Annotated in this window: 24 protein-coding genes and 2 pseudogenes; 6 read left to right on the top strand and 20 right to left on the bottom strand. The window is 55.4% G+C overall.

All coding sequences use genetic code 11. From position 1 onward, the window contains the following. Positions 1 to 41: 41 nt before the first annotated feature. The 3 genes from hemG to hemE are packed head-to-tail and all read right to left on the bottom strand — an operon-like array spanning position 42 to position 3,486. Positions 42 to 1,484 carry a protoporphyrinogen oxidase gene (gene hemG / locus D3H35_RS20925; RefSeq protein WP_119151074.1) on the bottom strand — a complete coding sequence of 481 codons (1,443 nt, stop codon included), beginning with the start codon at positions 1,482 to 1,484 and terminating at the stop codon, positions 42 to 44. Continuing rightward, positions 1,481 to 2,434 carry a ferrochelatase gene (gene hemH, locus D3H35_RS20920; RefSeq protein ID WP_119151073.1) on the bottom strand — a complete coding sequence of 318 codons (954 nt, stop codon included), beginning with the start codon at positions 2,432 to 2,434 and terminating at the stop codon, positions 1,481 to 1,483. Before hemH ends, hemG begins: the two co-directional genes overlap by 4 nt. Beyond that, complete coding sequence (gene hemE, locus D3H35_RS20915) at positions 2,431 to 3,486, bottom strand: uroporphyrinogen decarboxylase (RefSeq protein WP_119151072.1); 1,056 nt, start codon at positions 3,484 to 3,486, stop codon at positions 2,431 to 2,433. The genes hemH and hemE overlap by 4 nt, the downstream gene beginning before the upstream one ends. A 184-nt stretch (positions 3,487 to 3,670) precedes the next feature. Between hemE and D3H35_RS20910 the strand changes: the two genes are divergently transcribed. After that, positions 3,671 to 4,885: an MFS transporter gene (locus D3H35_RS20910; protein WP_119151071.1), complete on the top strand. Its 1,215-nt coding sequence runs from the start codon at positions 3,671 to 3,673 to the stop codon at positions 4,883 to 4,885. A gap of 260 nt (positions 4,886 to 5,145) precedes the next feature. On the opposite strand, the gene D3H35_RS20905 is transcribed toward D3H35_RS20910, so the two are convergent. Beyond that, the gene (locus D3H35_RS20905; RefSeq protein ID WP_119151070.1) at positions 5,146 to 5,778 is read right to left on the bottom strand and encodes an O-methyltransferase; all 633 of its coding nucleotides are present in this window, start codon (positions 5,776 to 5,778) and stop codon (positions 5,146 to 5,148) included. 217 nt (positions 5,779 to 5,995) lie between these two features. Here D3H35_RS20905 and D3H35_RS20900 point away from each other — a divergent pair, with 217 nt between their 5' ends. Further along, positions 5,996 to 7,978 carry an LTA synthase family protein gene (locus D3H35_RS20900; RefSeq protein ID WP_119151069.1) on the top strand — a complete coding sequence of 661 codons (1,983 nt, stop codon included), beginning with the start codon at positions 5,996 to 5,998 and terminating at the stop codon, positions 7,976 to 7,978. A gap of 485 nt (positions 7,979 to 8,463) precedes the next feature. Here the strand turns inward: D3H35_RS20900 and D3H35_RS20895 are convergent, their stop codons facing one another. From D3H35_RS20895 to D3H35_RS20850, 11 genes are all read right to left on the bottom strand, one after another. Further along, positions 8,464 to 8,700, bottom strand: a complete 237-nt coding sequence (locus D3H35_RS20895; protein WP_119151258.1) for a YuzB family protein — start codon at positions 8,698 to 8,700, stop codon at positions 8,464 to 8,466. Between the two features lie 34 nt (positions 8,701 to 8,734). Next, positions 8,735 to 9,043 carry a HesB/IscA family protein gene (locus tag D3H35_RS20890; RefSeq protein ID WP_119151068.1) on the bottom strand — a complete coding sequence of 103 codons (309 nt, stop codon included), beginning with the start codon at positions 9,041 to 9,043 and terminating at the stop codon, positions 8,735 to 8,737. Positions 9,044 to 9,150: 107 nt separating this feature from the next. Further along, entirely contained in the window at positions 9,151 to 9,390 is a 240-nt protein-coding gene (locus D3H35_RS20885; protein WP_119151067.1) for a hypothetical protein, read from the bottom strand. A 135-nt stretch (positions 9,391 to 9,525) separates the two neighbouring features. Continuing rightward, positions 9,526 to 10,701: a M14 family metallopeptidase gene (locus tag D3H35_RS20880; protein ID WP_325050117.1), complete on the bottom strand. Its 1,176-nt coding sequence runs from the start codon at positions 10,699 to 10,701 to the stop codon at positions 9,526 to 9,528. A 32-nt stretch (positions 10,702 to 10,733) separates the two neighbouring features. Beyond that, positions 10,734 to 11,579 (bottom strand): glutamate racemase, encoded by an 846-nt coding sequence (gene racE, locus D3H35_RS20875; protein ID WP_119151257.1) that lies wholly within the window; start codon positions 11,577 to 11,579, stop codon positions 10,734 to 10,736. A gap of 178 nt (positions 11,580 to 11,757) precedes the next feature. Continuing rightward, positions 11,758 to 12,105, bottom strand: a complete 348-nt coding sequence (locus D3H35_RS20870; protein ID WP_119151066.1) for a YtxH domain-containing protein — start codon at positions 12,103 to 12,105, stop codon at positions 11,758 to 11,760. 6 nt (positions 12,106 to 12,111) lie between these two features. After that, entirely contained in the window at positions 12,112 to 12,624 is a 513-nt protein-coding gene (locus tag D3H35_RS20865; protein ID WP_119151065.1) for a hypothetical protein, read from the bottom strand. Positions 12,625 to 13,175: 551 nt separating this feature from the next. Beyond that, a complete protein-coding gene (locus D3H35_RS20860) occupies positions 13,176 to 13,826 on the bottom strand; it encodes a helix-turn-helix transcriptional regulator (RefSeq protein ID WP_119151064.1) in 651 nt (216 codons plus the stop codon). A gap of 136 nt (positions 13,827 to 13,962) precedes the next feature. Then, complete coding sequence (locus D3H35_RS20855) at positions 13,963 to 14,385, bottom strand: DUF86 domain-containing protein (RefSeq protein WP_119151063.1); 423 nt, start codon at positions 14,383 to 14,385, stop codon at positions 13,963 to 13,965. 17 nt (positions 14,386 to 14,402) lie between these two features. Further along, a complete protein-coding gene (locus D3H35_RS33625; RefSeq protein WP_267901413.1) occupies positions 14,403 to 14,525 on the bottom strand; it encodes a hypothetical protein in 123 nt (40 codons plus the stop codon). A gap of 20 nt (positions 14,526 to 14,545) precedes the next feature. Then, the gene (locus tag D3H35_RS20850; RefSeq protein WP_119151062.1) at positions 14,546 to 14,833 is read right to left on the bottom strand and encodes a Dabb family protein; all 288 of its coding nucleotides are present in this window, start codon (positions 14,831 to 14,833) and stop codon (positions 14,546 to 14,548) included. 150 nt (positions 14,834 to 14,983) lie between these two features. On the opposite strand from D3H35_RS20850, the gene D3H35_RS20845 reads away from it, so the two are divergent. Continuing rightward, positions 14,984 to 15,235 (top strand): hypothetical protein, encoded by a 252-nt coding sequence (locus tag D3H35_RS20845; protein ID WP_119151061.1) that lies wholly within the window; start codon positions 14,984 to 14,986, stop codon positions 15,233 to 15,235. A gap of 49 nt (positions 15,236 to 15,284) precedes the next feature. On the opposite strand, the gene D3H35_RS20840 is transcribed toward D3H35_RS20845, so the two are convergent. Further along, positions 15,285 to 15,665: a cupredoxin domain-containing protein gene (locus tag D3H35_RS20840; RefSeq protein WP_119151060.1), complete on the bottom strand. Its 381-nt coding sequence runs from the start codon at positions 15,663 to 15,665 to the stop codon at positions 15,285 to 15,287. Between the two features lie 146 nt (positions 15,666 to 15,811). After that, positions 15,812 to 16,128 (bottom strand): annotated as a pseudogene (locus D3H35_RS20835) (phage holin family protein). A gap of 283 nt (positions 16,129 to 16,411) precedes the next feature. Between D3H35_RS20835 and D3H35_RS20830 the strand changes: the two are divergent. Both D3H35_RS20830 and D3H35_RS20825 read left to right on the top strand, forming a co-directional pair. Then, entirely contained in the window at positions 16,412 to 17,515 is a 1,104-nt protein-coding gene (locus tag D3H35_RS20830; RefSeq protein ID WP_119151059.1) for a carbohydrate kinase, read from the top strand. 16 nt (positions 17,516 to 17,531) lie between these two features. Then, positions 17,532 to 18,452 carry a pseudouridine-5'-phosphate glycosidase gene (locus D3H35_RS20825; protein ID WP_119151058.1) on the top strand — a complete coding sequence of 307 codons (921 nt, stop codon included), beginning with the start codon at positions 17,532 to 17,534 and terminating at the stop codon, positions 18,450 to 18,452. Between the two features lie 44 nt (positions 18,453 to 18,496). On the opposite strand, the pseudogene D3H35_RS35385 reads toward D3H35_RS20825, so the two are convergent. Continuing rightward, positions 18,497 to 18,682: pseudogene (locus tag D3H35_RS35385) on the bottom strand (transposase); the annotation flags it as partial. Between the two features lie 337 nt (positions 18,683 to 19,019). Between D3H35_RS35385 and D3H35_RS20815 the strand changes: the two are divergent. Beyond that, positions 19,020 to 20,173 (top strand): IS3 family transposase gene (locus D3H35_RS20815; protein ID WP_267901361.1). Its coding sequence is split into 2 segments (ribosomal slippage): positions 19,020 to 19,272 and positions 19,272 to 20,173, totalling 1,155 coding nucleotides; the frame shifts between segments, so codons are not numbered across the junction. A 622-nt stretch (positions 20,174 to 20,795) separates the two neighbouring features. Here the strand turns inward: D3H35_RS20815 and D3H35_RS20810 are convergent. Next, a complete protein-coding gene (locus D3H35_RS20810) occupies positions 20,796 to 23,138 on the bottom strand; it encodes a glycoside hydrolase family 95 protein (RefSeq protein WP_119151256.1) in 2,343 nt (780 codons plus the stop codon). 71 nt (positions 23,139 to 23,209) lie between these two features. Continuing rightward, positions 23,210 to 24,934 carry an ABC transporter substrate-binding protein gene (locus D3H35_RS20805; RefSeq protein ID WP_119151057.1) on the bottom strand — a complete coding sequence of 575 codons (1,725 nt, stop codon included), beginning with the start codon at positions 24,932 to 24,934 and terminating at the stop codon, positions 23,210 to 23,212. Between the last annotated feature and the right edge of the window lie 50 nt (positions 24,935 to 24,984).

Here is a 24,984-nt window from a genome sequence, read left to right as displayed (position 1 = left end):
TGGCTTCCTGCCTTCGCAGATTTCCGCTCCTGTATGACTGCTTACAAGCCCGCCAATATCCGAGCCGCTGCATCGCGGCCCTGGGAGACGCAGTCCGGCAGGCCGACGCCGCCGAAAGCGGCGCCAGTCGCCCATACGCCGGGCAGATCGCGCGACAGCCCCTCGCGGAAAGCCGCGATCGCCTGCACATGACCGACCGGGTATTGCGGCATCGCATGCCGCAGCCGACTGATCTCGACGAACTCCGGCGTCGCGTCGATCCCCATGTAATGCCGCAAATCGTTGCGGACAGCCGCAGTCATTTCCTCGTCCGACAGCTCGACCTTCGCTTCGTCGCCCGCCCGGCCGACGTAACAGCGAACGAGCCGCTTGCCTTCCGGCGCGGTATGAAGCCATTTTGCCGAAGTCCACGTGCTTGCCGTTATATGACGGCCTTCCGTCTTAGGAACGAGAAAACCGGAGCCGTCCAGCCGATGATGGAAATCGGCGGCATCGTAAGCCAGAACGACATTGGCGACCGAGACGTAACGAATCGCCTTCAACGCCATGACGTCCGCATGAGACTCAAGCAGCGCTGCCGTCGCGTACGCAGGCAGCGTAAACAGGACGTCATCCGCCTCGACCGTGGAGCCGTCTCCCATTCGGAGCACATATGCCCCTTCCGATCCCGCCAACGATACGACCTTGGAATCCGTGCGAACCCGGCAGCCTTCATCCGCGCGCAGCCGGGCTTCCAGAGCCTCGATCAGCGAGCTCAAGCCGCGGCGAAACGTCAAAAACGCCGTCTTCGGCACGAAATCCGGCAGCCCGATCCCCGCGCCGGTCACTCCCGCCGCTGCCGGAGCAAGACGCGCCGCCATCATGCCGCGCATCAAGCTGCCATGCTTCGCCGCCAAATCCGCAAATTGCGGAAACGTCGCTTTAAGCCCGAGCGCGTACAAATCGCCGGCGTGAATACCGGCAAGCAGCGGTTCGCACAGCCGCTCGACCATTTCCCGCCCGAACCGGCTTTCCAAAAATTCGCCGACCGAAACGTCGTCATCGATCGGATCGACCGGAAGCCGCAGCTCGGCCAATGCGCGTTGCTTGCCTTCCGGCGACAGCAAGCCCGTTCGCGCCAAGCCGCCGAGATCGGCCGGTATGCCGAGATTCAAGCCCGCCGGCATCGGATGCAGCTTGCCGCTCCCGGCCATATACGTTTTGCGAGCCGCCGGATTCGTGCCCGTCAGCTCCCGCTCCAGGCCCAGCTCCTCCGCGAGCCGATACATCGCGACCTTCCTCGCCAGGAACGAGTCCGGCCCCCGTTCGATAACGAAGCCGTCCTTCCGCAGCGTGTTCACGATTCCTCCGAGACGAGCGGAGCCCTCAAGCACCGTCACATCCACGCTCTTCCCCTGCTCTTCTGCCAGCCGCCGCAAATAAAAAGCGGCGGAAAGGCCCGTTAACCCTCCGCCTACTACCGCCACTCTCTTCATCGTGTTCATCCTTCCTTATCGCCGGTCAGAGCCGCCAGCACCGAATCGGCCATCGCCCGCATGTACTGCGGATCGTCGTTCAGCATCGCAATGCGCTCCAGCCTGATCCCGCGCTCCTCGGCAAAACGCCGCGCTTCCAGATCGATGTCGTACAGCACTTCCAAGTGATCCGATACAAAGCCGACGGGTGCGACCAACAAAGAACGCGCACCTTCGCGACCGAGCGTGTCTATCGTCTCCAAAATATCCGGCCCGAGCCAAGGCTGGCCTGTCTGGCCTGCGCTTTGCCAGGTGAACTGCCATTTGCCGACTTTTGCTGCCGCAGCAATCGCCCGCGACGTCTCCAGCAGCTCCTCGGGGTACGGATCGTTCAGCTCCAAAATTTTCTCAGGAAGGCTATGCGCGCTGAACAGCACGAGCGCTTCGTCACGCTGTTCGCCAAATCGGTCCAGACCGGCCGACACCCGTTTCGCCAGAGCGTCGATCAGCTCGGGGTGCAAGTGGTAATGCCGAACGAACGTCATCGCCACGCCTTGCTTCTCCGCTTCCTCCTGCGCCCGCTTGATGTAGCCGCCGACGCTCATCGAGGAATATTGCGGCGTAAGCACGATGCCGACCGCTTCCTTGATTCCGTCCGCCGCCATCGCAGCTACGCCGTCCTCGATAAAGGGCGAGGAATGCTTCAGCCCCTGATAACAGACGAATCGACCTTCTCCGGACAGCTCATTCAGCGTCGCTTGCAACGCCTTTACTTGCCGGTTCGTATTTTCCCGCAGCGGGAACACCCCGCCGACAATGGAACGATACCGGCTTGTCAAATCCTCCAGCTGCTCGGCAGTCGGCGGATGGCCCCGGCGAATGTGCGTGTAATACGCTTCGACGCCTTCCAGACTCTCCGGCGTGCCGTATGACATAACGAGCACGCCTACCCGGTTGTCGACATCTCCCCGCTCACTCATTTCGCCACCCCCGAATTCAGCTTCTCTCCCGAATACTCATGAATATAAGCAGTCAGCTCGCGAAGCTTTTCCAATGACGCCTCGGGGTACAAGCCGTGACCAAGGTTGAAAATATAGCCGTGCTCAGTCGTTCCCTCGTCGATCAGGAGGCGGGCATGCTCTTTGATAACTTCCATCGGCGCGGTCAATATGTAAGGATCCAGATTGCCTTGAATCGCGAACTTGCCGCTCGTGCGTCTACGGCCTTCGGACAGAGGAACGCGCCAGTCGAGACCGATCACGTCCGCTTCCAGCTCTGTCACATGAGGAAGAAGCTCTCCGGAGCTGACGCCGGGGAAGTAAATTTTCGGTACATCCAGGTCCTTCAAGCCCGCGAAAATGTTCTGCACATGCGGAAGAACGAATTCCCGAAAATCGCGCGGGGCGAGAGATCCGACCCAGGAGTCGAACAGTTGAACCGCCTCGGCTCCGTGCCTGATATGCGCTCTCAAATATTCCGTCGCCAGGTCGGCCAGCTTGCCCATCAGGCGATGCCACACTTCCGGTTGACCGTACATCAGCGTCTTCGTGTTAATATACGATTTGGTCGGACGCCCTTCCACGATATAGCTCGCGAGAGTGAACGGCGCGCCTGCGAACGTAATGAGCGGTACGTCGAGCTCCTTGCGCAAAATTTCTATCGTCGTCAGAACGTGGGACAGATCGCCCTCGATATCCGCGGGCTTTAGCCGATCGACGTCGGCGACTGTCCGCACAGGGTTGTGAATGACCGGGCCGATGTCCTTAACGATATCGAAATCGATGCCGATCGAGGCTACCGGGTTCATAATGTCCGAATAAAGAATTGCCGCGTCTACGCCTAGCTTCTTCACGGGCATCATGGTGACTTCTGCGGCAAGCTCGGGCTGCCGGCATATTTCAAGCAGCGAATACTTCTCTTTTATTTTGCGATAATCGGGATCGTAGCGGCCGGCTTGGCGCATGTACCAGACCGGAACCCGATCGACGGATTGACGTCTGCACGCGCGCAAAAAACGGTCTTTGTCGCTCATTGCGAATGACCTCATTTGCATTGGATTTAGCTTTCACTGTCTCCATTATGCCCTTTTTGCAAACGCCGAACAACCGAATGGACCGCGCTTAGTTTGACAATAGTTTGACAATGGCGGCTCCGGGTTTCGGTTATCGTTGTGATATACTGGCTCTACGTCGGTTTTTCGAGCAAAGGAGATTCACATGCAGCGATGGCAAATCAACCTGGCGGTTCTATGGTTCGGCAACTTTCTCGTGATGGCCGGAATGACTATGATCATTCCTTTTTTGTCTCTCTATTTGAAAAAAGACTTCGGCTTGACGGATTCGCATGAAATCGGGGTGTGGGCGGGGCTTATTTTCGCTTCCAACTTCACGACCTCGTTTTTGTTCCAGCCGATCTGGGGCAAGCTTTCGGATAAATACGGACGCAAAATGATGCTTCTGCGCTCGGGATTCGGCATGTCGATCGTTATGGTGCTGATGGGCTTCGCCCAAGCTCCGTGGCATCTGCTTGCGCTGCGAATGCTGAACGGCGTCATATCGGGTTTTTCGCCGGCGGCGGTGTCTCTCGTCTCCTCGACAACGCCGAAGGAAAAGATGGGCTTCGCTATGGGAACGCTGCAATCGGGGGGCACGGCCGGCACAATTCTCGGCCCTTTTATCGGGGGCTTGCTCGCCGACAGCCTCGGGTTCCGCCCCATCTTCTACATAACGGGAACGTTCCTGTTCCTGGCATCGACATTGTCCTGGATCATGGTGAAGGAAAACTTCGACCGCGACGCAGCCGCTCACACGCCTCAGCAAAGCGTTCTGACAGGGCTGAAAAGTCTGATGGCGATCCCGCAGCTGCCCGCGCTGCTCTCCGTCACGTTCCTCATCCAGTTCGCCATGCTCAGCCCGATGCCGCTCATACCGCTCTACGTAGAGAAGTTGCACGGAACAGAAGCGAACCTCGCTTTTTTTGCAGGCTTTGTCGGATCGGTAACGGGACTGTCCAACATGGTGTCGTCCCCGCTGCTTGGACGGCTGGGTGACCGGATCGGTTCGACGCGCATTCTGATTATTTCCCTTGCCGGTGCGGCGTTCATGCTGATCCCGCAAGCATTCGTCGGAACCGTCGGCCAATTGCTCGTCTTCCGATTCCTGCTCGGCTGCTTCTTGGGAGGAATGATTCCGACCGTCAACGCGCTCATTCGAAGATATACGCCGGACAATATGGTAAGCCGCTCCTTCAGCTTTAACGGCAGCTCTCTCGCCTTGGGCAACATGATCGGGCCTGTCGTCGGCGGGGCTCTGTCCGGACTCATCGGCATCGAAGGCATTTTTATCTTTTCGGCTTCGTTGCTGCTGGTGACATGCGTCTGGGCTTACCGAACGCTTCGCTCGCCGGCGCGTTCCTCCGGCGAATTCAGGTAGCGCGCCGAGTTACTGCTAAGGGTATATAGTCGGATTTTCGGCGGAGTTGCGACGGTTCGAGGCACTACTCTGTCTCACAGTCGAAGATTCGGCGCAGATGTGGCGGTTAGCGGCTCATCTCCGGCTCGCAGGTCGAATATCCGGCGCAGATGTGACGGTTAGCGGCACAATTCCGGCTCGCAGCCGAATATCCGGCGCAGATGTGGCGGTTAGTGGCACTACTCCGGCTCGCAAGGCGACCTGAGCAGCAGCGGTGCCGTTTACAAAATTCGCGCCAATGCCAAGCCGTCGTAAGCGGGAAGATGGACGCCGGCCAGACGCCGATCCTGGGCAATGAGCCGGTTAAATTCCCTTACGGCGAGCACGGAAGGTCCCATTTTGCCCGGATCGACCGTCCGTCCGCGCAGCAGCGTATTATCGGCGGCTATGACGGCTCCCACGTTGCCCAGCTTGATAGCCCATTCCAAATAAACGGGATAATTTTCCTTGTCCGCGTCAATAAAGAAAAAGTCGAACTTGCGTCCGTCTGCGTGCAATCGTTCCAAGGACGCGGACGCATCGCCAACCATATACTCCGCCATTCCTTTGAACCCCGCCTCTTCCACGTTTGTCCGTGCAACCTCCGCATAATCCGCGCGCAGCTCAAGCGAAGTCAGCCGCCCGCCTTCCGCAAGTCCTTTTGCCAAGCAAATGCCGCTATAGCCTCCCAAGGCTCCGATCTCCAATACCGCCCTCGCCCCGCTTAGCGACACGAGCCACGTCAACAGCCTGCCGTATCCCGGCGCGACCGAAATGGCAGGCATCCCAAGTCGGCTCAGAGTTTGCTCGACGCGGCTCAAGTCGGGGTCTTCCTCGTATAACGAATCAAAATAATGTTCCGGAGAACGTTCCATTCTGACACTCCTCCTATATTGACCGTGCAGATCGCTACTTTTCGTTAGTTCGCGTCGTTTTTTCCATTGTAGCGAAATTACGCGGCGGATCAAACGACTGTTTGTTTTGGGACAACCTAAGAGATATACTAATTTTGTTTGAATTGCTTTACATTCCAATTACAATTTCATTACAAATACGTTTACAATCGACAAAAAAAGGAAGGGCGCGTGCTTCATGCTTACGCAATTGCAAGCCGTAGCGAAGAAAGGTCTTCGCCTGTCGTTCGATGGCATCCGAATCGGATCGGTGTGGGGAACGGCGCTGCTCGTCTTGTCCATGCTATTCAAGCTCGAATGGCTCGATCATCAACTGGACGTCGGCGGAATGAACCATTGGAAGTGGATGGTCAATGCGGGGGCTATGCTCATCGCGACGTGCTGGCTCGCTCTATTGGGACCGCGCGCCCGCGCCATCGCCATTACCGTGCTCGATCTGGCGCTTACTTTCGTCATTTTTTCGGACCTTATTTATTTTCGCTATTTCAAGGACTTCATCTCCATCCCCGTTCTGCTTCAAGCCGGCCAAGTAAGCTCGCTGCAGGACAGCATCTGGAGTCTGATTTACCCGGGCGACTGGTGGCTGTTCGCCGACATCCCCGTTGCGATCGCTCTGACGATCACGCTGCTATGGTGGATGCGCAAAAACTCGAAAGCTTCGCTCTATTATCGCAGCAAGCCCCGCAAGAAGCTATGGCTCAAAGGCGCTCCTGCGCTGCTCGTCCTGGCTGCCGGAATTATTCTGATCAGCTATCCCGTTCAGGTGCAAAAAAACGGATGGGCCAGCGGCTTGTTCGTCGGAAATTGGTGGAACGTTCCGATCTACAACGTGACGGGTCTGTTCGGTTTCCATGGCTACGATTCTTATCGATACGCCAAGGAGCATTGGTTCGGAGACGGCATTTCGAAAGCGGACTATGAGGATGCAAAAGACTGGTTCGACGATCGGAAAAAGCTGCAGGAGCAGATGGAGTCGGAGCCTTTGTACGGGAAGTACGCAGGGAAAAATATTATTCTCATACAGGCAGAAGCGTTCCAGACGTTCGTGATCGGACAAGAGCTCGGCGGTCAGGAGATTACTCCGAATTTGAATCGGCTGATCTCGCAAAGCGTCTACTTCCCTAACTTTTATCATCAGACCGGACAAGGCCGAACGTCTGACGCGGACTTCATCACGAGTTGCTCGCTGCATCCGTTGCCTACAGGCTCTGTCTTCATTAGGTTCGCAGGCAACGAATTCGATTGTCTCCCTTCGATATTGAACGAAGCGGGCTACGACACGACGGTTCATCACGCCTACGACGGAAGCTTCTGGAACCGGAACAATATGTATCACAACATGGAATACGCTCAATTTTACAGCGTCAAAGATTACACGATCGATGAGCCGATCGGCTGGTCGCTGGGCGACAAATCGTTCTTTCGCCAGACGGTACAGCAAATCAAGGAGCGCGGGGAAAAACCGTTCTATACGTTCGCTATTTCCTTGTCCAGCCATCATCCGTTCAAATTGCCGACTTCGTCGACCAAATTCAATGTCGGAGAGTTTACCGGCACAACTTTCGGCTACTACTTGCAAGCGGCTCATTACGTGGACGAGGCAATGGGCGATCTGATTGAAGATCTCAAGCAGAATGGCTTGTGGGACGATACTATTCTGATGTTTTATGGGGATCATGACAATTCGCTGTATGACATGAAGCCTTATGAGAAGCTTCTAGGCCGTTCCATGACCGATCTTGAGAAGGCGGAGGCGGTTCGCCGGGTTCCGTTTTTCATCCATCTTCCCGGTGACGACCAAGCAGGAACGACGATCGACAAGGCGGTCGGTCAGCAGGATACCGCTCCGACGCTTTTGCATCTCCTCGGCATTCCGGTCAAGGATCGGTACATGATGGGCATCAGCATGCTATCGAAAGCGGAGAAGCCAGTCATATTCCGCAACGGCGAATATACGGACGGCAAAGTGTACTACGTCCCGGGCAGCGACGGTCTGCCGGAGCACGGGGAGTGCTTCTCCGTTCCGGCCTCGGAGAAGCTGGAACCGGCCGTCTGCAAAGCTGGCGCGGAAGCAGCCAAGAAAGCGCTGGCGGTATCCGATCGCGTCGTGGAGAACGATCTTATCGCGAGATTCCGCAAGGACGATGCGGAGAAGCGTTAAGGCGCGGGGTGGCCGGGGATCGGTAAATTAGCCGAGGCTCGCCTGGTTATAGAGTTGTTGCGGAGCTGGGATCGGCGAATTAGCCATGCTTCGGCGGGTTATTAGTTGTTGCGGAGCTGGGATCGGCGAATTAGCCATGCTTCGGCGGGTTATTAGTTGCTGCGGAGCTGGGATCGGCGAATTAGCCATGCTTCGGCAGGTTATTAGTTGCTGCGGAGCTGGGATCGGCGAATTAGCCATGCTTCGGCGGGTTATTAGTTGCTGCGGAGCTGGGATCGGCGAATTAGCCATGCTTCTGCGGGTTATTAGTTGCTGCGGAGCTGGGATCGGCGAATTAGCCATGCTTCGGCGGGTTATTAGTCGCTGCGGAGCTGGTTTCGGCGAATTAGCCGAGCCTCGGCGGGCTTTGATTTCAATGAAGCAAAAAAGAGGCCCCCGGCCTTCATCAATATGATGAAAGCCGGGGGCCTCTTCGTTGTGGAAAATTACTTCACATATTTGCTTGCTTTTTCTACAACCTCATCCTCGGTCGGAGCCGTTACGTATCGTCCGTTAATAAACACGAACGCGCTGCGCTGGCAAGGTCCGCAATAGGACTTGCAAGCGACCTTCACTTCCGTGCCCGGAACTAGCTTCTGCAGCTTCGAGACGAGCGTCTTTACCCTCACGTGGCGGCATTTATCGCATATCCGAATGTCGTTCGCAGGCTGGGATGCGGTCATCGGCTCGCTGGTCGTAAAATCAACGGGCGACGGATTAGTGGTCGCCATGATTTCCCTTGCTCGGATTCGTGATAGCAAAGCCTTCCTGAGGCAAGTAGAAGTAATCGATCTTCACGCCGTCGAGAAGATCCTGATCCTCGCCTTTAGGCAGAAGGACGTCGATCCCTTTGTCCGTCGAAACGACTTCGTCCTCATCGGTCGGCTTATCCAGCTCAAGACCGTAATGTGCATGATTCCCATGCTTGTGCGCAATAACGACACGCACCATGAGGTCGGCATTCTCAGGCTTGTCCAGTTCGCGTCTGAGCGCGGTGGCGGCGTTGCGAGTAATTTTGCATTTCATATGCGTTCCACTCCCGTCTTGTTCTCGTTCTATTGTAATGAAACGAATAGTGGCGCGCAAGATGCGAACCGTTATTCAAACGGTGAACGGAGACCAAATTTTTCTTTTTATTTTTCCCCAAGTCCATATTTGCGTTCCATTGCCCGTGCGTACCAGCCTGCGGCAAGCGCCGTGAATGCGGCATCGTCAATCGGCATGAAGGGCATGAAGTCCGGAAGCACCCAATAGAGGGCAACCGGCACTATGAACAGCAGCTTGTCCATCACTGTAACGTTAGAAGACCGCAATACCCGGAAAACCCGAGAAGGAAGATGACGCCAAAGACGAAGCCCCTTTTTTAGCGACACGGACTTGCCTCCCTAATTTGTAAATAAGCCGACGGGGACGTTTGCCCTAAGTGTACCCCGTCGGCTTTCATTCGAATCCATTCTATTCATGCACAGTTTCATCGCCGGCTAACGCAAGCGCTTCTGTCAGCAATTTTACCACATCGTCGTAGATTTCCGAAAATGCGTCGAGCGGCAGCGGATTGCGGCCCATCCAACTTCAACCGTAAAGCCCGGACGACGAAAAGCGTGAATGAACCAATCCTTGTACCCGGCATCGCTCCCCGACAGCTTCACTGCGTTGTATCCGGAAGCGTTCGCCAGCCTATTCGCCCATCGTTCCGACTCCGGAGGCTCCTCGTCGCGATAGTTCCAATAAATTTCCTCGCCTTGCGAATGAAGCGACAGAACGGCATGAAAATCCATCCGCTCCGTAAATTCGGCAATCGCCCTCGCTTCCGGCTCGCTCAGCGGCGACGGTCCCCCGTAATCTCTCGGCCCCGGTCCAGCGACGCTCCTTCGCGCCTTTTCTTCTTCCCAGCCCGCGGGAAATTGATCGTTCAGATCGACGCCGTGCACATTCGCTTTCCACCTGTGAAAACGAGCCGAGCCCCGATTCATCGCAAGCAGCTCGCTGTAGTATGGATGCGATGCGAATAAGCCCGTTTGAGCAAGCTCTGCTCCGTCCGGATTGAGCATCGGCACGATCCAGAGCGACGTCTTCCTGAAAAGGCTCGCGGCGTTCTGTCCGCCAAGCGCCCCTCGCCTTCGGCATGCCCGAGCGTAATCCTCAGCGAACTTCATCAAGAGCAGCGAAGTGATCCATTCGTTCGCGTGACAGGAGCCGTTGAAATGCCAGCGGAAAGGTCCCTCCCCAATGCGAAGAGCGTGAATAGGCTTACCCAGAACGCTTCGGCCGATAGAATCGACGCTGACGAACGGAAAGCTGCGCTTGATGCGAATCAAATCCTTCGCCAATTGATCGGGGCCGTACTCTGCCGAAGTATGAACGATCGTATCCGCCCGGCCGGCGGGCAGCTCCAACTGTTGACCGGCTTCCGGCTCATCCTCTCCAAGCTCGGGGTTGCACGCCCTCAGCCTTTCGGCCGAGCAGCCGCAAAACATAGCTACGCTTGCGATCGTATCTCCCGTTCGGCATACATATCTGCGCGGAAGGCGCGCCGGAACATGAACAAGCTCGCCCGGAACGGGAGACTCGCCTTCCAGCCATTGCGGATTCGCGGCGCGGAGAGCCGCATGGGATACTCCGAAGTTCATCGCAATCCTCCTGGACGTATCGCCTTCCCGAACGACATAAGTAAGAAGATTCACCCGTATCCCTCCAAACCCGCTTCGATTCAGGGCTATATAGGTGTACGTCCGTTGCCGTTCCGATATGACGACCCGTTGTGGGGGATATGCCAAACGACCGGCGACAGCCGAATTTGCGCTCCGAGCCAGGCTTGGGCGATTTCCTGAAATTTGCGCGGTTCGCCGCTGCAAAAAAACTGGTGAATCGGCCGTTCGTCTCTGCCCGCAAGCTGATTGTTCTCGTGTAGAATGGTGCTTATTTCGCGAGCCGTTTCGTCTGCCGAGCTAATTAGATGAACGCTTTCACCCATATAAGAGGAGATCATCTCCGATAAAAAAGGATAGTGCGTGCAGCCTAAAATGAGACAATCCATCGGAACGCCCCGCAGCGCTTCCAGCGATTCGACGACGATAGATCTCGTCTCCTCCGAATGAAAATCGCCGTCTTCCACAAGCGGTACGAGCTTCGGGCAAGCCAAGCTGACGATCTCTACACGAGGGGACAGACAACGAAGCGCATGATCGTATGCGCGGCTCTTAATCGTGCCGTCCGTTCCGATCACGCCGATTTTCCCCGTTTTCGACTTTCCGATTGCCGCACGGGCACCCGGATTAATGACGCCTATGACGGGAATGCGTACTCGCGCGCGGATGTCCTGTAGAGCAACCGCCGTCGCGGTATTGCAAGCGATGACGATCATTTTCGGCTTGTATTGCGACAAATAATCGACGATTTCGCGAGTAAACGCCAAAACTTCCTCTGCCGCCCTTGGTCCGTAAGGAGCTCGCGCGGTGTCCCCGAAATAGATGATCTTCTCCCTGGGAAGCTGGCGCATGACCTCTTTGACTACGGTCAGTCCTCCAACGCCGGAATCCAGGACCGCGATCGCACGCTGCACGGTAACACCGCTTCCTTCATGTAATGTGATAACGATACGAGATAAAATATGAGCTGCGTCCGAAAAGTGTACCGCAATATTCGCGCAGACAGAGGCGCTTAGCCGTTTCATTTTGAAAAAAACGAAAAAAAGGAGGGAACGGATGAATCCGCTCTCTCCTTGGCTTCGAACTATCTTATTACAGCGCCTGCCGCTCTTCATCCGGACTTGCCTCCGAGGAAGCGGCGGCTTCCTCGACGGCGGCTTCGCTGCCCCGGCGGGAACGGATATCGGTAACGAACCGGCTAGCGGCCTGTTTCGCGTCCGATGCGAATTCGGACGTTCTGCGAGCCAGCGATTGCACGGATGAACCGGCTTGACGGCTAAGATCGGCCGTTTTTCCCCCTACTTTTTGCGCAGTGTCTGCAATGTCCTTGCGCAACTCCTTGCCCGATTTGGGGGCGAACAGCAGCGCCGTTATCGCGCCTGATACAGCCCCAGTCAATGCGCCCCATAGAAACGTTTTGACTACTTTTTTGTCAGCCATGTTCGTTCACTCTCCTTGTGTAGCATCTGCATTCGCAGCGGAGGAACGGGGAGCTTGGTTCGAGCCGGACGACTCGGCGTGCAGACCGGAAATCCGACCGCGCAAAAATCGCTGTACGAATCCCCTTAGCTCGAGCCAATCCGATCCGGATTCCGCGCCGGAGCTATCGGCTTGCTTTGACGCCGCAGCTTCGTTCGGACGGAGGCGATCATGCCAAGCGGCCGTCAGCCGGGTTGCCGTATGCGCGGCATTTCCGGCAGCCGTGCCGAGAGCTCGCGCACCTTCGGCTAGCGTCTGAAACCCCTGCAAGCCGGCTTTGCACGAAGCGGCCGCTGTCCGGGCTTCGAACGCGAACTCGCGGCATTCCGCCAACGCTTCCGCCGCGTTGATTTCGAGCCGCTGTGCCGTCTTTTCCAGCCTGCGCAACGATCGGTGCGCCGCCGCCGCTCCAATCGCGACCGCTGCCGCGATTACGATCGCCGCCAAAGCAATTGCGTATGCCGCCACGTCCCATGCCATCGAATACTCCTCCTGCCCTCCCCGCAACTCCGGGCGAATGCCCATGCGGTTAATGACATTATAAGTAGGAGCGGCTTGTCTTGACACAGCGGACGGGCCGTTTGTTTTGCCTCTGGAATGCAAACGAAGCTCGCTCTGCCTGATAGGAGAGGGATGAACTTTTGCCATGATTGAAGGGAGACTTACATGCTCTCGCGGCAATCTCGAATCTCCTGCCAACTTTCGCTGATGCTCCGCCTTTATAAGTAACTTTCTCATTGCTCCTGCTGCCGCCCCGGTTGCAATGTAGCTGCGTGGGCTGCACGGCGAGTCAGCGGCGATTTAGCCTTACTGCGGCGGGTTACTGGTGCGACGCGGCGAGTCAGCGGCGATTTAGCCTTACTGCGGCGGGTTACTGGTGCGACGCGGCGAGTCAGCGGCGATTTAGACTTACTGCGGCGGGTTACTGGCCCGACGCGGCGAGTCAGCGGCGATTTAGCCTTACTGCGGCGGGTTACCGGATCAGACAATAAAAAAAGCCCGATCGCTCCAACATCGCGACCGGACTTTCCTTATTTGTCGCCCGCTTGCGCGGGACGAATCGCATACGTGCAGCGTGCGCCGCCGTCGGCCAGACATTCCGTCCGCTCCACGTCGGCGTCCAGCAGCCTTTCGAACAGCTGCTTTTCGCATTTGCACGCTTGCCTGTACCGATTTGCCACTTGGGCAACCGGACAATTATATTCATAGAGCCGGAATTCGCCCGTTCGCTCGTCAAGCTCCCATTCCGACATGTAGCCGCCGCCGTTCTGAATCGAAGACAGCTCTGCGACTCGTTCCTCAAGCGGCTTGTGCTGCATCCGATCCTTGTAACGAGCTTCCAGCTTATCCCTTCGACCTTCGAACATCCGATCGATGACGCCAGCTCCGCCATCCTGATCCTCCAGCTCGGATAACAGATCGAGCGTCAGCTGGGAATAGTTTTTCGGAAACAATTCGTCCGCTTGCTCCGTCAACGAATAACGGTACATTGGACGTCCCATTGGCTGACGAACGAGCAAAGACGCTACGAGACCGTCGCGCTCCAGCATCTGGATATGTCGACGGACCGCCATCTCGGTTATACCCAGCGCCTTGGACAGTTCATTGATGCGTCTGTTTCCTTGCATCTTCAACAGCTGAAGAATTTGATTTCTCGTCGACGTTTCTTCCTGCGGCAGCATGGCGCATCCCCCCTCGTCCTTCGACAGCAGGGGACAGTGGCACAATCCGCGCTGTAGTCAGTTGACTCCCATTGTAACGGAATTGCGGCAAAGCGTAAATCTCCGTTTGGGCAGGCGCATAGAAAAGCTTTGAAGCTTAACCCAATTCCTTGGCCAAATAACCTCTAACCTGGATGGCGAAATCGTTCAACAGCGCGGGAAGCGCCGCCGACAACGGGTGAAGCTCGCGCCGGGGCCAAGTGTCGTATTGCTGCACGAGCGCCTTGCGGAGCGCTACCAGTTGCGTCAACGGGACAGACACCTCGGGAGAAATGACCTGCTCGGTAGCTATAATTTCGATAATATCCTCGTAGCTGCTCGCGTCCCGCATCAGAAAGCCGTCAATAAGAGCGCTGCCGATGTCCGTGACGATCTCGGCGGCAAGATGAAGAGCTCGTTCCTGCGCCAACCCCTCAGCCAGGGTTCCCCTCCAATCCGAAGCCGCAGCGGCAAGCGCTTCGACGATTTCGGGAATGCAGTTCAAGCGGGAGTCGATGCCTTCCCGGTTCACATAGTACATCGGAAAGAAGCCCCCTTTTATTTATTCCGTTTGCGTTTTCCCCGTATTTTCAGCCAAACCGTCATTACGACGGCGCTAATGAGAATGACCAGCAAATAAGTCATCATTTCGAACGGGTCTCGCATGCTCGCGGTATCCAACGTGCCTCTTCCTTTCCGTATTAGCTTACGTAGTCCACGCTAGCCGAAGCTTCCCGGACGGACGACATATGCTCGATCACTTTTTTATGAACCGGATGGATCTGGTAAGCGTTGAGATCGTCCATCGAAGCAAACCTCGTCACGAGCCCGATGTGGTAAGAACGTTCCGAGTGAATAACGTCGATGCCGACCTCGATGGATTGAAGCTGCTCGATTTTCCCTTCCATATCGCGCAGCACTTGAGCGGTGCGCTCGACGCTCTCCGGACTGCCGTCTTTAAGCTTGAACAATACGATGTGCGTAATCATGAATAGTATCCCCTCTCATTATTGTCGAATGTGAAACGGCTTGAGCGCCATTCGCCGAACGCATGAGCGGCGAGAACGACGCGCATACTACGAAAATCAACGGCCGCGTGCCCGGCAAGGGCATCGCCGCTTGGCGGAAGGACGGTTCCCATGCGTTATACCCTAACCTTGGCCTGTACGATAATCGGCATTGCGTTGTGCTTGTTCAATTATTCAGGCTACGATCCGCATAACATTTTCTTCCTCATGTTCAGCGTTCCGACGTGGTTCGTCGAGCTGTTCGGCGACATCCACCGGGTGAACTTATGGACATTGTACGTACTGACGGTGATCAGCTATGCGGTAATCGGTTATCTCTGCGACCGAGGTATTGCAAAAATCAGAACATGGAAGCACCTGTAGCGAAAAAGGAGCCGATGCCGGCTCCTTTTTCATTGACTGCTTCGTTGCGTTATTCCACGATGATTTTTGCGATCATGCCGCCATGGCCTTGTCCGCACATGATGGAACAATGCATTTCGTACGTGCCCGGCTTGTCGAATGTATACTCGACCGACGGTTTGGCGGACTCGAGCTCAATGCCCAAATCCTTGATTTCGGCGCCATGGGTGCCGAGCTTGTTCGAAAATTTGATAACGTAAGACGTGCCTGCTTTGACATGGTATTCTTTTTCGTTGAATTCGAAGTTGGACGCCGTTATTTTCAACAGCTCCTGTCCTTCCTTCAGCCCCTCAGCTTCGTCATGCGGCTTGTCCGGCAAGCCGGTCGCCAGCAAGTAGACGCCCAAGGCGCAAGCTACGGTAATGAATGTGGACATGATCCATTTGTACATCTGACTCTTCCCCTGCCTCATTCGTAAATGTCTACTTCTTATATTACCTAAAATCAGCATTTGAACTCAAGCGGGAACCGAAACGAGGCCGTCAACTTTTTTTCACATTTGACAAAATGATGAACGTTTTCAGCTAATCTTCCGCTTCAGGAATCCGAAGACGGCGGGTCTTTCGGATCTTGACGGTCGCGCAGCACTCTAACGAGCCGCCTTATTTGCGGAGGAAGCGGCAGCCCTATCCTTCCGTAATTTTCTATGACCGAGAGCAGCTCGTTAACCGCATAGAACGCTATCGCTCCTCCCATGATCATATCGGAGCCGAGGAGCACGTCCACTCGGTGGGCAAGCAAAATAACGAGAAGCATGAGCCCCTTTTTAACCATGCCCAAAATCCGGTGTTGCTGTGAAGCCCTTCTCCTTCGCGCAAAGCGGCGATAACGCCGGTTAAATAATCGATGGCCATTAGCACCAGCAGCAAGGTTAGCGATTCCGGCCAAATACCGAACGCGAACGTTATGACAGATCCAAATAAAGCGCATACGAATCCAAAATGCGGCTGCATTCGCGCCACCTCCCATTCCCCAGACAGACTGCTTTTCTCTGTCTTACTTGCATCATATTGAATAGAAATCGGCGAGGTCACGACGTTCTCCCCTGGCGATTTGCGGGAAAATAAGGAGATGGCATCGTTGCGGACAAGTGTTTATAATGAAAACAAAAGTCCGATCAAGAGAGGGGGATTGAAAATGGGCCGGGAGCAACAAATCATCGAACTGATTCGGCGAGATCCGTTCATCTCCCAGCTGGAAATCGCGGAGCAGGTCGGCCTATCGCGTTCCGCAGTCGCCGGGCATATCGCTTCCCTTATCAAGAAAGGCATTTTGCTTGGCCGCGCCTATGTCATGGCGGAGAATGGCGCCGTCCTTTGCATTGGCGGAGCCAATCTGGACAGCAAAGCGATCGGCAAGCGGACGATTCGTCCGGCGTCATCCAATCCCGTCGACGTCACCCAATCTTGCGGCGGCGTCGCACGCAACATCGCGGAAAATTTGGCCAAGCTTTCCTGCCGCACTTTTCTGCTGACTCTTGTCGGCGACGACAAAGCCGGAGAGTGGCTGCTTGAGGAGACGAGGAAAGCCGGCGTGGATACGTCCCCCTCCCTCATGCAGCGCGAAATGAAAACGGGAGCCTATACCGCCGTATTGAATCCGGATGGCGAAATGGCGTTAGCTTTTGCCGACATGGCCATCTACGATCTGTTCTCCCCAAGGCTGTTGCAGGAAAAATGGCCTCATATCGCAGGATCGCAGCTTGTTATCGCGGACACGAATCCGTCGGCGGATAGCCTAGCCTACTTAATCGAGAGGTGCCGCGACGAGAAGCTTCCGCTTTTTGTCGATCCCGTCTCGTCGGAGAAGGCGAAGAAGCTCCCCGAGCGTCTGGAGGGCGTAACCGCCATTTTCCCTAACCTTGAAGAAGCGTGCGAATTGGCCGGGGTGCCGATCACGGACGAGGCCGATGCGGAGTCCCTTGCTGCTGCCATCCATCTGCGCGGCGCGGAGCATGTTTTCGTTACGTTAGGCAAGAATGGCGTCGCGTACGGAGGCGCGGAAGGCAGTCGGAGCTTTCCCGTAATTCCGACCGAAGTCGTCGAAGTGACCGGCGCCGGAGACGCTTTCGTGGCCGGGATCGCTTACGGCATTTTGCAAAACCATTCCTATTCGGAAGCGTGCCGGTTTGGCCTTGCCGCCGCCCATCTTACGCTTCAATCCTCGGAGTCCGTCTCTAGCCGTTTCAACGAAGAAGCTTTGCTTCGCGTACTCGAACAACAGCACGATCAACGACTATGACAAGGGAGAGATTAGCATGAACGCAACGAGCTATCTGACTTTTACCGAAGAGGTACGTGAGGCTTTGCAGACGGGAAAGCCTATCGTGGCGCTGGAAACGACGATTATTTCTCATGGCATGCCCTATCCGCAAAATATCGAAATGGCCAAAACCGTGGAACGGATTATTCGCGACAACGGAGCGGTTCCGGCTACCATCGGCATTATGAACGGAAAAATCAAAATCGGCTTGAACGATGAAGAACTGGAAGCTTTTGCATCGAACGGCCATGTGGAAAAGGTTAGCCGCCGAGACTTCCCTCAACTGCTCGCTTCCGGCCAAATCGGCGCGACGACGGTCGCGGCTACGATGATCGGCGCCGCATTGGCCGGCATTCGCGTGTTCGCGACGGGCGGCATCGGCGGCGTTCACCGCGACGGAGAGACGACGATGGACGTGTCCGCCGATTTGACGGAGCTGGCTCAGACGGATGTCGCCGTCGTCTGCGCGGGTGTCAAATCCATTCTCGATATCGGCCGCACGCTGGAATATTTGGAGACGCACGGCGTTCCCGTCGTCGGTTACAAGACCGATGAGTTCCCGTCGTTCTACTCCCGCGAGAGCGGCTTCGGCGTCGATTTCCGTATCGATACCCCGGAGGAAGCGGCCGTGATGCTGCGTACAAAATGGGCGTTGGGCCTAAAGGGCGGAGCGGTCATCGCGAATCCGGTGCCCGAAGCTTCCGCCCAAAAGCACTCCGAGATGGAAGATGTTATCGGGCAAGCGCTGCGGGAAGCGAACGAGCGGAGCATTACGGGGAAAAAGGTAACTCCTTTCCTGCTCGGTCGAATCAAGGAATTGACCGGCGGCAGCAGTCTGGAGACGAACATTGCGCTTGTCTATCACAATGCCGAGGTTGCCGCCAAGATCGCAGTCGCTTTACACGCGGAAGCTTAAAGCGAATAAGGAAGGACGCGGCTGTCCCAGAAGTAAGTATTAGCTCACTTTGTGGGTAGCCCGCTCGCTAAAAAGGGAAAAAATCTATAAATGGCGGTGCAAGGGAGGTTATCCCTGCACCGCCTTTGCAAATTGTGGGCAAGCGAAAGCCATTCGACCTCTAGGCTCACCTTCGGCAAGCCGCGAAGCAGAAATCGCCGAAATCCTCAGTTGTTTTTCATTTGCCCAAATGTACGGTACCTCGTCCCACTGTTGCGCTCTCGACCGCACATCCCGCCGATTGTATGGTACCTCGTCCCACTGTTGCGCTCTCGATCACACATCCCTCCGAATGTATGGTACCTCGTCCCACTGTTGCGCTCTCGATCACGCATCCCGCCGATTGTATGGTACCTCGTCCCACTGTTGCGCTCTCGATCACACTTCCCGCCGATTGTATGGTACCTCGTCCCACTGTTGCGCTCTCGACCGCACTTCCCGCCGATTGTATGGTGCTGTTAGACTAGAAAGTGGACACGAAGAATCGAGAATGGGAGAATATAATTACTTTCATTCGAGGTGTCCGACATGACGAAGAAATACGACAGAGAGTTTAAGATGCAGACGGTTCAGATGATTCAAGAAGGCAAGCCGATTGCGCAGGTAGCACGTGAGGTAGGCGTCCATGAAAACTCACTATATCGTTGGATTGCCGAGCTCAAACAGGATGGTATGCAGGCTTTCCCAGGAAGCGGTAATCTAAAGCCTGAGGATAAGGCGCTACGCGATTTGCAGAAACAACTTCGTGACTTGCAGGAGGAAAATGAAATCTTAAAAAAGGCAATGCACTACTTTGCAAAAGACCGGCGCTGATTTTTCCGTTTATCTACAAATACCGCTTTAAGCTCCGTGTCGCAAAGATGTGCTCTGTATTTAAGGTTTCCCGAAGCGGTTACTACGCATGGCAAAAAAGCTACGACAAGCGGCTTGAGCGCCGCAAACGCAGAGAAGATTTGGAGCAGAAGATTAGGCGTATATTTCTTGGCTCCAGACGCCTGTATGGCAGCCCGAAAGTAACAGCTGCCCTTCGTACTCGGGGAGTCGTTGTATCCGAGAAACGCGTTGCTCGCTTGATGCAGGTAATGGGGTTAAAATCCCGTACCGTCAAGAAATATAAAGCTACCACGAATTCCAAACACAACCTGCCCGTACATGATAATACGCTGAACAGGAAGTTCATACCTGAGGCTCCCAATCAGGCGTGGGTTACTGATATTACTTACTGCCCGACCAATGAAGGCTGGTTGTATTTAGCGAGCGTCATGGACCTGTACAGCCGTAAAATTGTTGGATTTCACATGTCGGATCGAATGACCAAAGATCTCGTCATTAAGGCGCTAGATCGTGCCTACGCCCAGCGTCGGCCAGGAGCCGGATTACTCCATCACTCCGATCGGGGAAGCCAATACGCCTCACACGAATACCAGAAGAAAATGAAGCAGTACAAGATGGAAGGAAGCATGAGCCGAAAAGGCAACTGCTACGACAATGCCTGCATTGAATCGTTCCATAGCGTCCTCAAGAAAGAACTCATTTATCTTACAAAATTCAGGACGCGTGAGGACGCGAAGAAACAGATTTTTGAGTACATTACATGTTTCTATAATGGTGAACGAATTCATTCAACCATTGGCTATTTATCGCCGAACAGTTACGAACGGGCGTTTTCAAATCCGGCCTAATTTTCTCGATTCTAAGTGTCTATTTTCTTGACAGAGGTTCATGGTGCCTCGTCCCACTGTTGCGCTCTCGACCGCACTTCCCGCCGATTGTATGGTACCTCGTCCCACTGTTGCGCTCTCGATCACGCATCCCGCCGAATGTATGGTACCTCGTCCCACTGTTGCGCTCTCGATCACGCATCCCTCCGAATGTATGGTACCTCGTCCCACTGTTGCGCTCTCGACCGCACTTCCCGCCGATTGTATGGTACCTCGTCCCACTGTGCGCTCTCGACCGCACTTCCCGCCGATTGTATGGTACCTCTTCCCACTGTTGCGCTCTCGATCACGCATCCCGCCGATTGTATGGTACCTCGTCCCACTGTTGCGCTCTCGATCACGCATCCCGCCGATTGTATGGTACCTCGCCCCACTGTTGCGCTCTCGATCACACTTCCCGCAGAATGTATGGTACCTCGTCCCACTGTTGCGCTCTCGACCGCACATCCCGCCGATTGTATGGTATCTCTTCCCACTGTTGCACTCTCGACCGCACTTCTCGCTGAATGTATGTGTATGGTACCTCGTCTCAAAATCGGCAAGAAACCGGTAAATCGTCGTTTTCTTCTCCCCTCTATTGTTTCTAGAACCGGATAAAATAGCTTTCATGGGCGGCAGTCGCAAATGCGCCATCCGCCACTTCGACCGGTTCACCGTCGGTCGCGGCGAAGACGCTCCACGCTTCCTTATTTCGAATACGGCACATTCGACCGGCAGCGGAGCGAATAACCGCTTTCTGCAATCGGCCCCCAGTCCATTCCATATCGACGGTAAATCCGCCTCTCGCGCGCAGCCCGGTCACCGAGCCTTCGCCCCAACTGTCAGGAAGAGCGGGCAGCAGCTCCAGCCCCCCGTCGTGGCTTTGCAGCAATAGCTCCGCCATTCCCGCCGTGCCGCCAAAGTTGCCGTCGATTTGGAACGGCGGATGATCGTCCAGCAAATTCGGCAGCGTCGATCTCGCAAGCAGCGTTCGAACGAACTCGTGCGACTTCCCTGCGTCCTTCAATCGCGCAAACAAATTAATGAGCCATGCGCAGCTCCAGCCCGTATGCCCTCCGCCATTTTCGAGCCGTCCCGTCAACGAAACGCGCGCAGCTTCGATCAAATCAGGACGACTCTCCGTTAACAAATGCGCGGGGTAAAGCCCGTACAAATGGGAAACGTGCCGATGGCCCGGCTCCGCTTCTTCGAAATCCTCAAGCCACTCCTGAAGCTGTCCACGGCTGCCAATTCGAAACGGCGGCAAACGATTCAACGCTCCGCGCAACAGCTCGCGAAATTCGGCGTCGCAAGCGAGCCTCTCCGACGCTTCAATGCAGTTCGCGAACAAATCGCGCAAAATGGAAATATCCATCGTCGTGCCAGCCGACACGCTGCCAATCTGTCCGTCCGGAGCTACAAACCGATTTTCCGGAGAAGTCGACGGACTTGTAACGAGCATGCCGTCCGCCCCTTCAATAAGCCAATCGAGACCGAACAAAGCCGCTCCCTTCATCAAGGGATACGCTCTCTCCCGAAGAAAATCGAGGCTCTGACCAAACAAGTAATGCTCCCACAGATGACGGACGAGCCAGCCGCCAGCCATCGGCCAGAACGCCCAACTGGCGTCTCCGGCCGTCGGACCGGCGCCTCGCCACAGATCGACGTTGTGATGAACCGTCCAGCCGCGCGCCCCGTAATGAATGTTCGCCGTGCGCGCTCCGGTTTCGCTAAGGTCCCGAATCATGTCGAACAAGGGCTCATGGCAATCGCTTAGGCTGCACGTTTCCGCGTGCCAGTAATTCATCTCCGTATTGATGTTCGTCGTATAGTCGCTGCACCACGGCGGCTGTACGTGCGGGTTCCATATCCCTTGCAAGTTCGCCGGCTGCGTGCCGGGCCGGGAACTTGCTATAAGCAAATATCTGCCGTATTGAAAATAGAGAGCTTCGAGCGACGGATCGTTCTCCCGTTCGCGATACAACGATAATCGTTCATCCGTCGGCAATCGTTCGCAATCTGTATCATCGGCTCCAAGCTTTAATGCGACTCGATTAAACTTCTCGCCATGCTCGGCCTTGTGGCGGGCAACAAGCCTATCGTAACCAACCTCCACGGCCGCAGCGATACGACTTCGGCATCGTTCCGCAGGTTCTCGGTCATACGGATCGGGTGTCGCTCCGCAGCCTCCGAAATTCGTTGCAGCCGTCCAGTAGAGAACGAACGATTTCGCGCCGCGGATATGAATCTTTCCATCGCTGTCTGCGCTTGCCGTGCCGCCATCGGCGATAGCTCGCACGCGCATATCGAACGAAAGCCCCCGAGCGGCCTCGTATAAAACCGGGCTCGGATGATCCCCCATGTAATTGTCCGCAACATGGCTTGGCGCCCTTCCGGTCAGCGCTGCCTCCGCCTCTGCCGCTCCGCTCGCCAAATACGGATGCGGAGATTCCATTCCGACGACGGCGTTCAGTTCCTTGCCGGATTCGGCCGTATACCGAATGCCCATCACCTGATCGGGGGCGCTAATCCAATATTCCCGCCGGATGCCCCCGCCGCTATGCGGCCGATGGATAACGGACGCAATCGCCTCTCCCAAATCCAAATCACGCTCGTAGAAGCCCGGCGGCCCGTCCTCACCCGCAAGCTCGACCGTCAGCCCGCCGAGCGGCACGTACGATTCCACGTTTCGCCCTTGTATTTTCTCCTCGATCAATCGCTGTGCCTCGGCATATTTCCCTTGGCTCAGCAATTCCCGAGCCGAAGCTAAATGCCGTCTCGCTTCATAATTGGCGTCGTCTCTCGGAAAACCCGACCAAAGCGTGTCCTCGTTGAGCAGAATCGTATCCTTGCCGACTCCGCCGAACACCATCGCTCCGAGTCTGCCGTTGCCGATAGGCAGCGCCTCCTCCCAGCGGGAAGCCGGCTGCTTGTACCATAATCTCATGGACGTAATCGCCACCTCGCTCACGGACATGAACAAAGAGCCCGAGCGAACCCGGGCTCCTGTCTGCCTCTTTATTTCCAAAGCTCGATACGGTTTTTGATCAATTCCTCGCGAAGCGATTCCGCTTTGTGGACGTTCGCTTTTTCAAGCTGCTTGACATAATCGTCCCAGACGCTGTCGAAGTTTTCCGGTTTCGCCAGAATGGCTTTCGGAATCATCTTCCAAGTGATGTTTTTGAGCTTCTCTTCGATAACCGGAATGTCGCTGTCGCCCGGAATCGGAATGCTCCAGGAAGCGCCCCACGGCTTGACCGGGAATTCCTCCGCTTTCGGGAACAGGTCTTTCCATGTCGTCGCGTTGTAAGCTTTAAGAACTTCCTTCTCGACATCGTTGAAGCCGGCCACGATTTGCTCGGGGAAGTTCGTCGTGTAATAGTTGCCGGTCGGATCTTTGACGCTGTCTCCGTAACGGGCCATCATCGTTACGTAGGAGCCGATACCCGTTTCTTTTTGGAAATTGATGCCGTCATTGATTTTGCGGTCGTTCACCTCTTTAGGAATGACGCGTTTGCCGTTCTCGACATTGTATTGCTTGCCTTCGATACCCCAGTTGACGAGCACTTGGCCTTCGTCGGAAGCGAGGTAGTCAAGGAACTTGATCGTGCGGATCGGATCCGGGTTCGACTTCGAAATCGCGATGCCGGAGCTAGGGTTGTAGCCGGTAGGCCAGAACGACGTGTCTTTGTACTTCTCGTCAAGCGTAACCGGATAGTGGCCGTAGCCTTGATCGAATTTGCCCGCTTCTTTCAACGCTCTTTCGCCGTCGCCGTAGTCCCAATCCTGGTCGATCAGGCCGAGAACACGCCCGGAAGCGATTTTCGCTTTGTATTGGTCGTATTTTTGCACGAAGCTTTCTTTGTCGAGCAAGCCTTCGGCGTTCATGTGGTTAAGCCATCTGAAATATTCTTTTTCTTCCGGACGGAGGTAATGGTACGTTACCTTTTGCGTATCGATGTCGACCTGGAACTCGCCGTCGTCCGGAGCCCCGGTCGTATAGAACGCCGGATTCGTAACGGAGATGTACATATGCCAGTCCTCGGAGTTCAACGTAAGGCCGATGTTTTTGTTGCCGTTCTCGTCTGTAGGATGCTTGGCCAAATATTGCTTGATGGCATTCTCATAATCTTTGACGGTTTTGATTGCCGGATAGCCAAGCTCTTTGACGACGCGGTGCTGCAGCTCGAATCCTCCGCCGGCGTTGAAAGGCTGGTGACCGACGGCATCGTAAGTCGGAATGACATAGATGGACTTGTCGTCAAGGCTGTAACGCAGACGATTCATTTGGTCGCCGAAAATCTTTTTGATGTTCGGCGCGTATTTATCGATCAGCTCCGTCAAATCGAGAACGGCTCCGGCGTCGACGAATTTGCTGATGCTCGTTTTCGCACTGATAACGTCCGGATATTTGCCGCTGGATGCGATCAGGGCGGATTTTTGAATCGGATCGCCGACCGCGAATTCCGCATCGAGCGTTACGCCCGTTTTTGCCGTAATCGCCTTGCCGATATCGTCCTGCATGTTGGACCAGTTCGGGTTCGGGTCTTCGCTGTAGAAACTGAGCGTAATCGGGTCCAGCTTCTCGGGAGAAGCGCTTTCATTAGCGTTGGAATTGGAAGCCGCAGGGCTGCTGGCGCTCGGGCTTGCATTGTTGCCGTTATTATTGCCGCAGCCTGCAAGCAGTCCGGCCGCTAAAGCCGTCGACATCAACACGACCGGCCATTTTCTTTTTGTTGCCATTGGATACCCTCCCGTTAATATGGTTCATCTATTTGTATAACAGGTTGCCC

The organism is Cohnella faecalis (assembly GCF_003570905.1).
GTDB classification, from domain to species: Bacteria; Bacillota; Bacilli; order Paenibacillales; family Paenibacillaceae; genus Cohnella; species Cohnella faecalis.
The sequence above is the reverse complement of the archived record's forward strand: the minus strand, read 5'-3'. Positions and strand labels throughout refer to the sequence as shown.

Excerpts from the sequence above, each read along its gene's own strand:
- hemE (WP_119151072.1), bottom strand. The coding sequence starts at position 3,486 with ATGAGCGACAAAGACCGTTTTTTGCGCGCGTGCAGACGTCAATCCGTC.
- D3H35_RS20850 (WP_119151062.1), bottom strand. The coding sequence starts at position 14,833 with ATGATTACGCACATCGTATTGTTCAAGCTTAAAGACGGCAGTCCGGAG.
- D3H35_RS20870 (WP_119151066.1), bottom strand. The coding sequence starts at position 12,105 with ATGGCTGACAAAAAAGTAGTCAAAACGTTTCTATGGGGCGCATTGACT.
- D3H35_RS20825 (WP_119151058.1), top strand. The coding sequence starts at position 17,532 with ATGAACGCAACGAGCTATCTGACTTTTACCGAAGAGGTACGTGAGGCT.
- D3H35_RS20855 (WP_119151063.1), bottom strand. The coding sequence starts at position 14,385 with ATGTACTATGTGAACCGGGAAGGCATCGACTCCCGCTTGAACTGCATT.
- D3H35_RS20810 (WP_119151256.1), bottom strand. The coding sequence starts at position 23,138 with ATGAGATTATGGTACAAGCAGCCGGCTTCCCGCTGGGAGGAGGCGCTG.
- D3H35_RS20895 (WP_119151258.1), bottom strand. The coding sequence starts at position 8,700 with ATGACCGCATCCCAGCCTGCGAACGACATTCGGATATGCGATAAATGC.
- hemH (WP_119151073.1), bottom strand. The coding sequence starts at position 2,434 with ATGAGTGAGCGGGGAGATGTCGACAACCGGGTAGGCGTGCTCGTTATG.
- hemG (WP_119151074.1), bottom strand. The coding sequence starts at position 1,484 with ATGAACACGATGAAGAGAGTGGCGGTAGTAGGCGGAGGGTTAACGGGC.
- D3H35_RS20910 (WP_119151071.1), top strand. The coding sequence starts at position 3,671 with ATGCAGCGATGGCAAATCAACCTGGCGGTTCTATGGTTCGGCAACTTT.
- D3H35_RS20900 (WP_119151069.1), top strand. The coding sequence starts at position 5,996 with ATGCTTACGCAATTGCAAGCCGTAGCGAAGAAAGGTCTTCGCCTGTCG.
- D3H35_RS20890 (WP_119151068.1), bottom strand. The coding sequence starts at position 9,043 with ATGAAATGCAAAATTACTCGCAACGCCGCCACCGCGCTCAGACGCGAA.
- D3H35_RS20860 (WP_119151064.1), bottom strand. The coding sequence starts at position 13,826 with ATGCTGCCGCAGGAAGAAACGTCGACGAGAAATCAAATTCTTCAGCTG.
- D3H35_RS20845 (WP_119151061.1), top strand. The coding sequence starts at position 14,984 with ATGCGTTATACCCTAACCTTGGCCTGTACGATAATCGGCATTGCGTTG.
- D3H35_RS20840 (WP_119151060.1), bottom strand. The coding sequence starts at position 15,665 with ATGTACAAATGGATCATGTCCACATTCATTACCGTAGCTTGCGCCTTG.
- D3H35_RS20805 (WP_119151057.1), bottom strand. The coding sequence starts at position 24,934 with ATGGCAACAAAAAGAAAATGGCCGGTCGTGTTGATGTCGACGGCTTTA.
- D3H35_RS20905 (WP_119151070.1), bottom strand. The coding sequence starts at position 5,778 with ATGGAACGTTCTCCGGAACATTATTTTGATTCGTTATACGAGGAAGAC.
- D3H35_RS20830 (WP_119151059.1), top strand. The coding sequence starts at position 16,412 with ATGGGCCGGGAGCAACAAATCATCGAACTGATTCGGCGAGATCCGTTC.
- D3H35_RS20865 (WP_119151065.1), bottom strand. The coding sequence starts at position 12,624 with ATGGCATGGGACGTGGCGGCATACGCAATTGCTTTGGCGGCGATCGTA.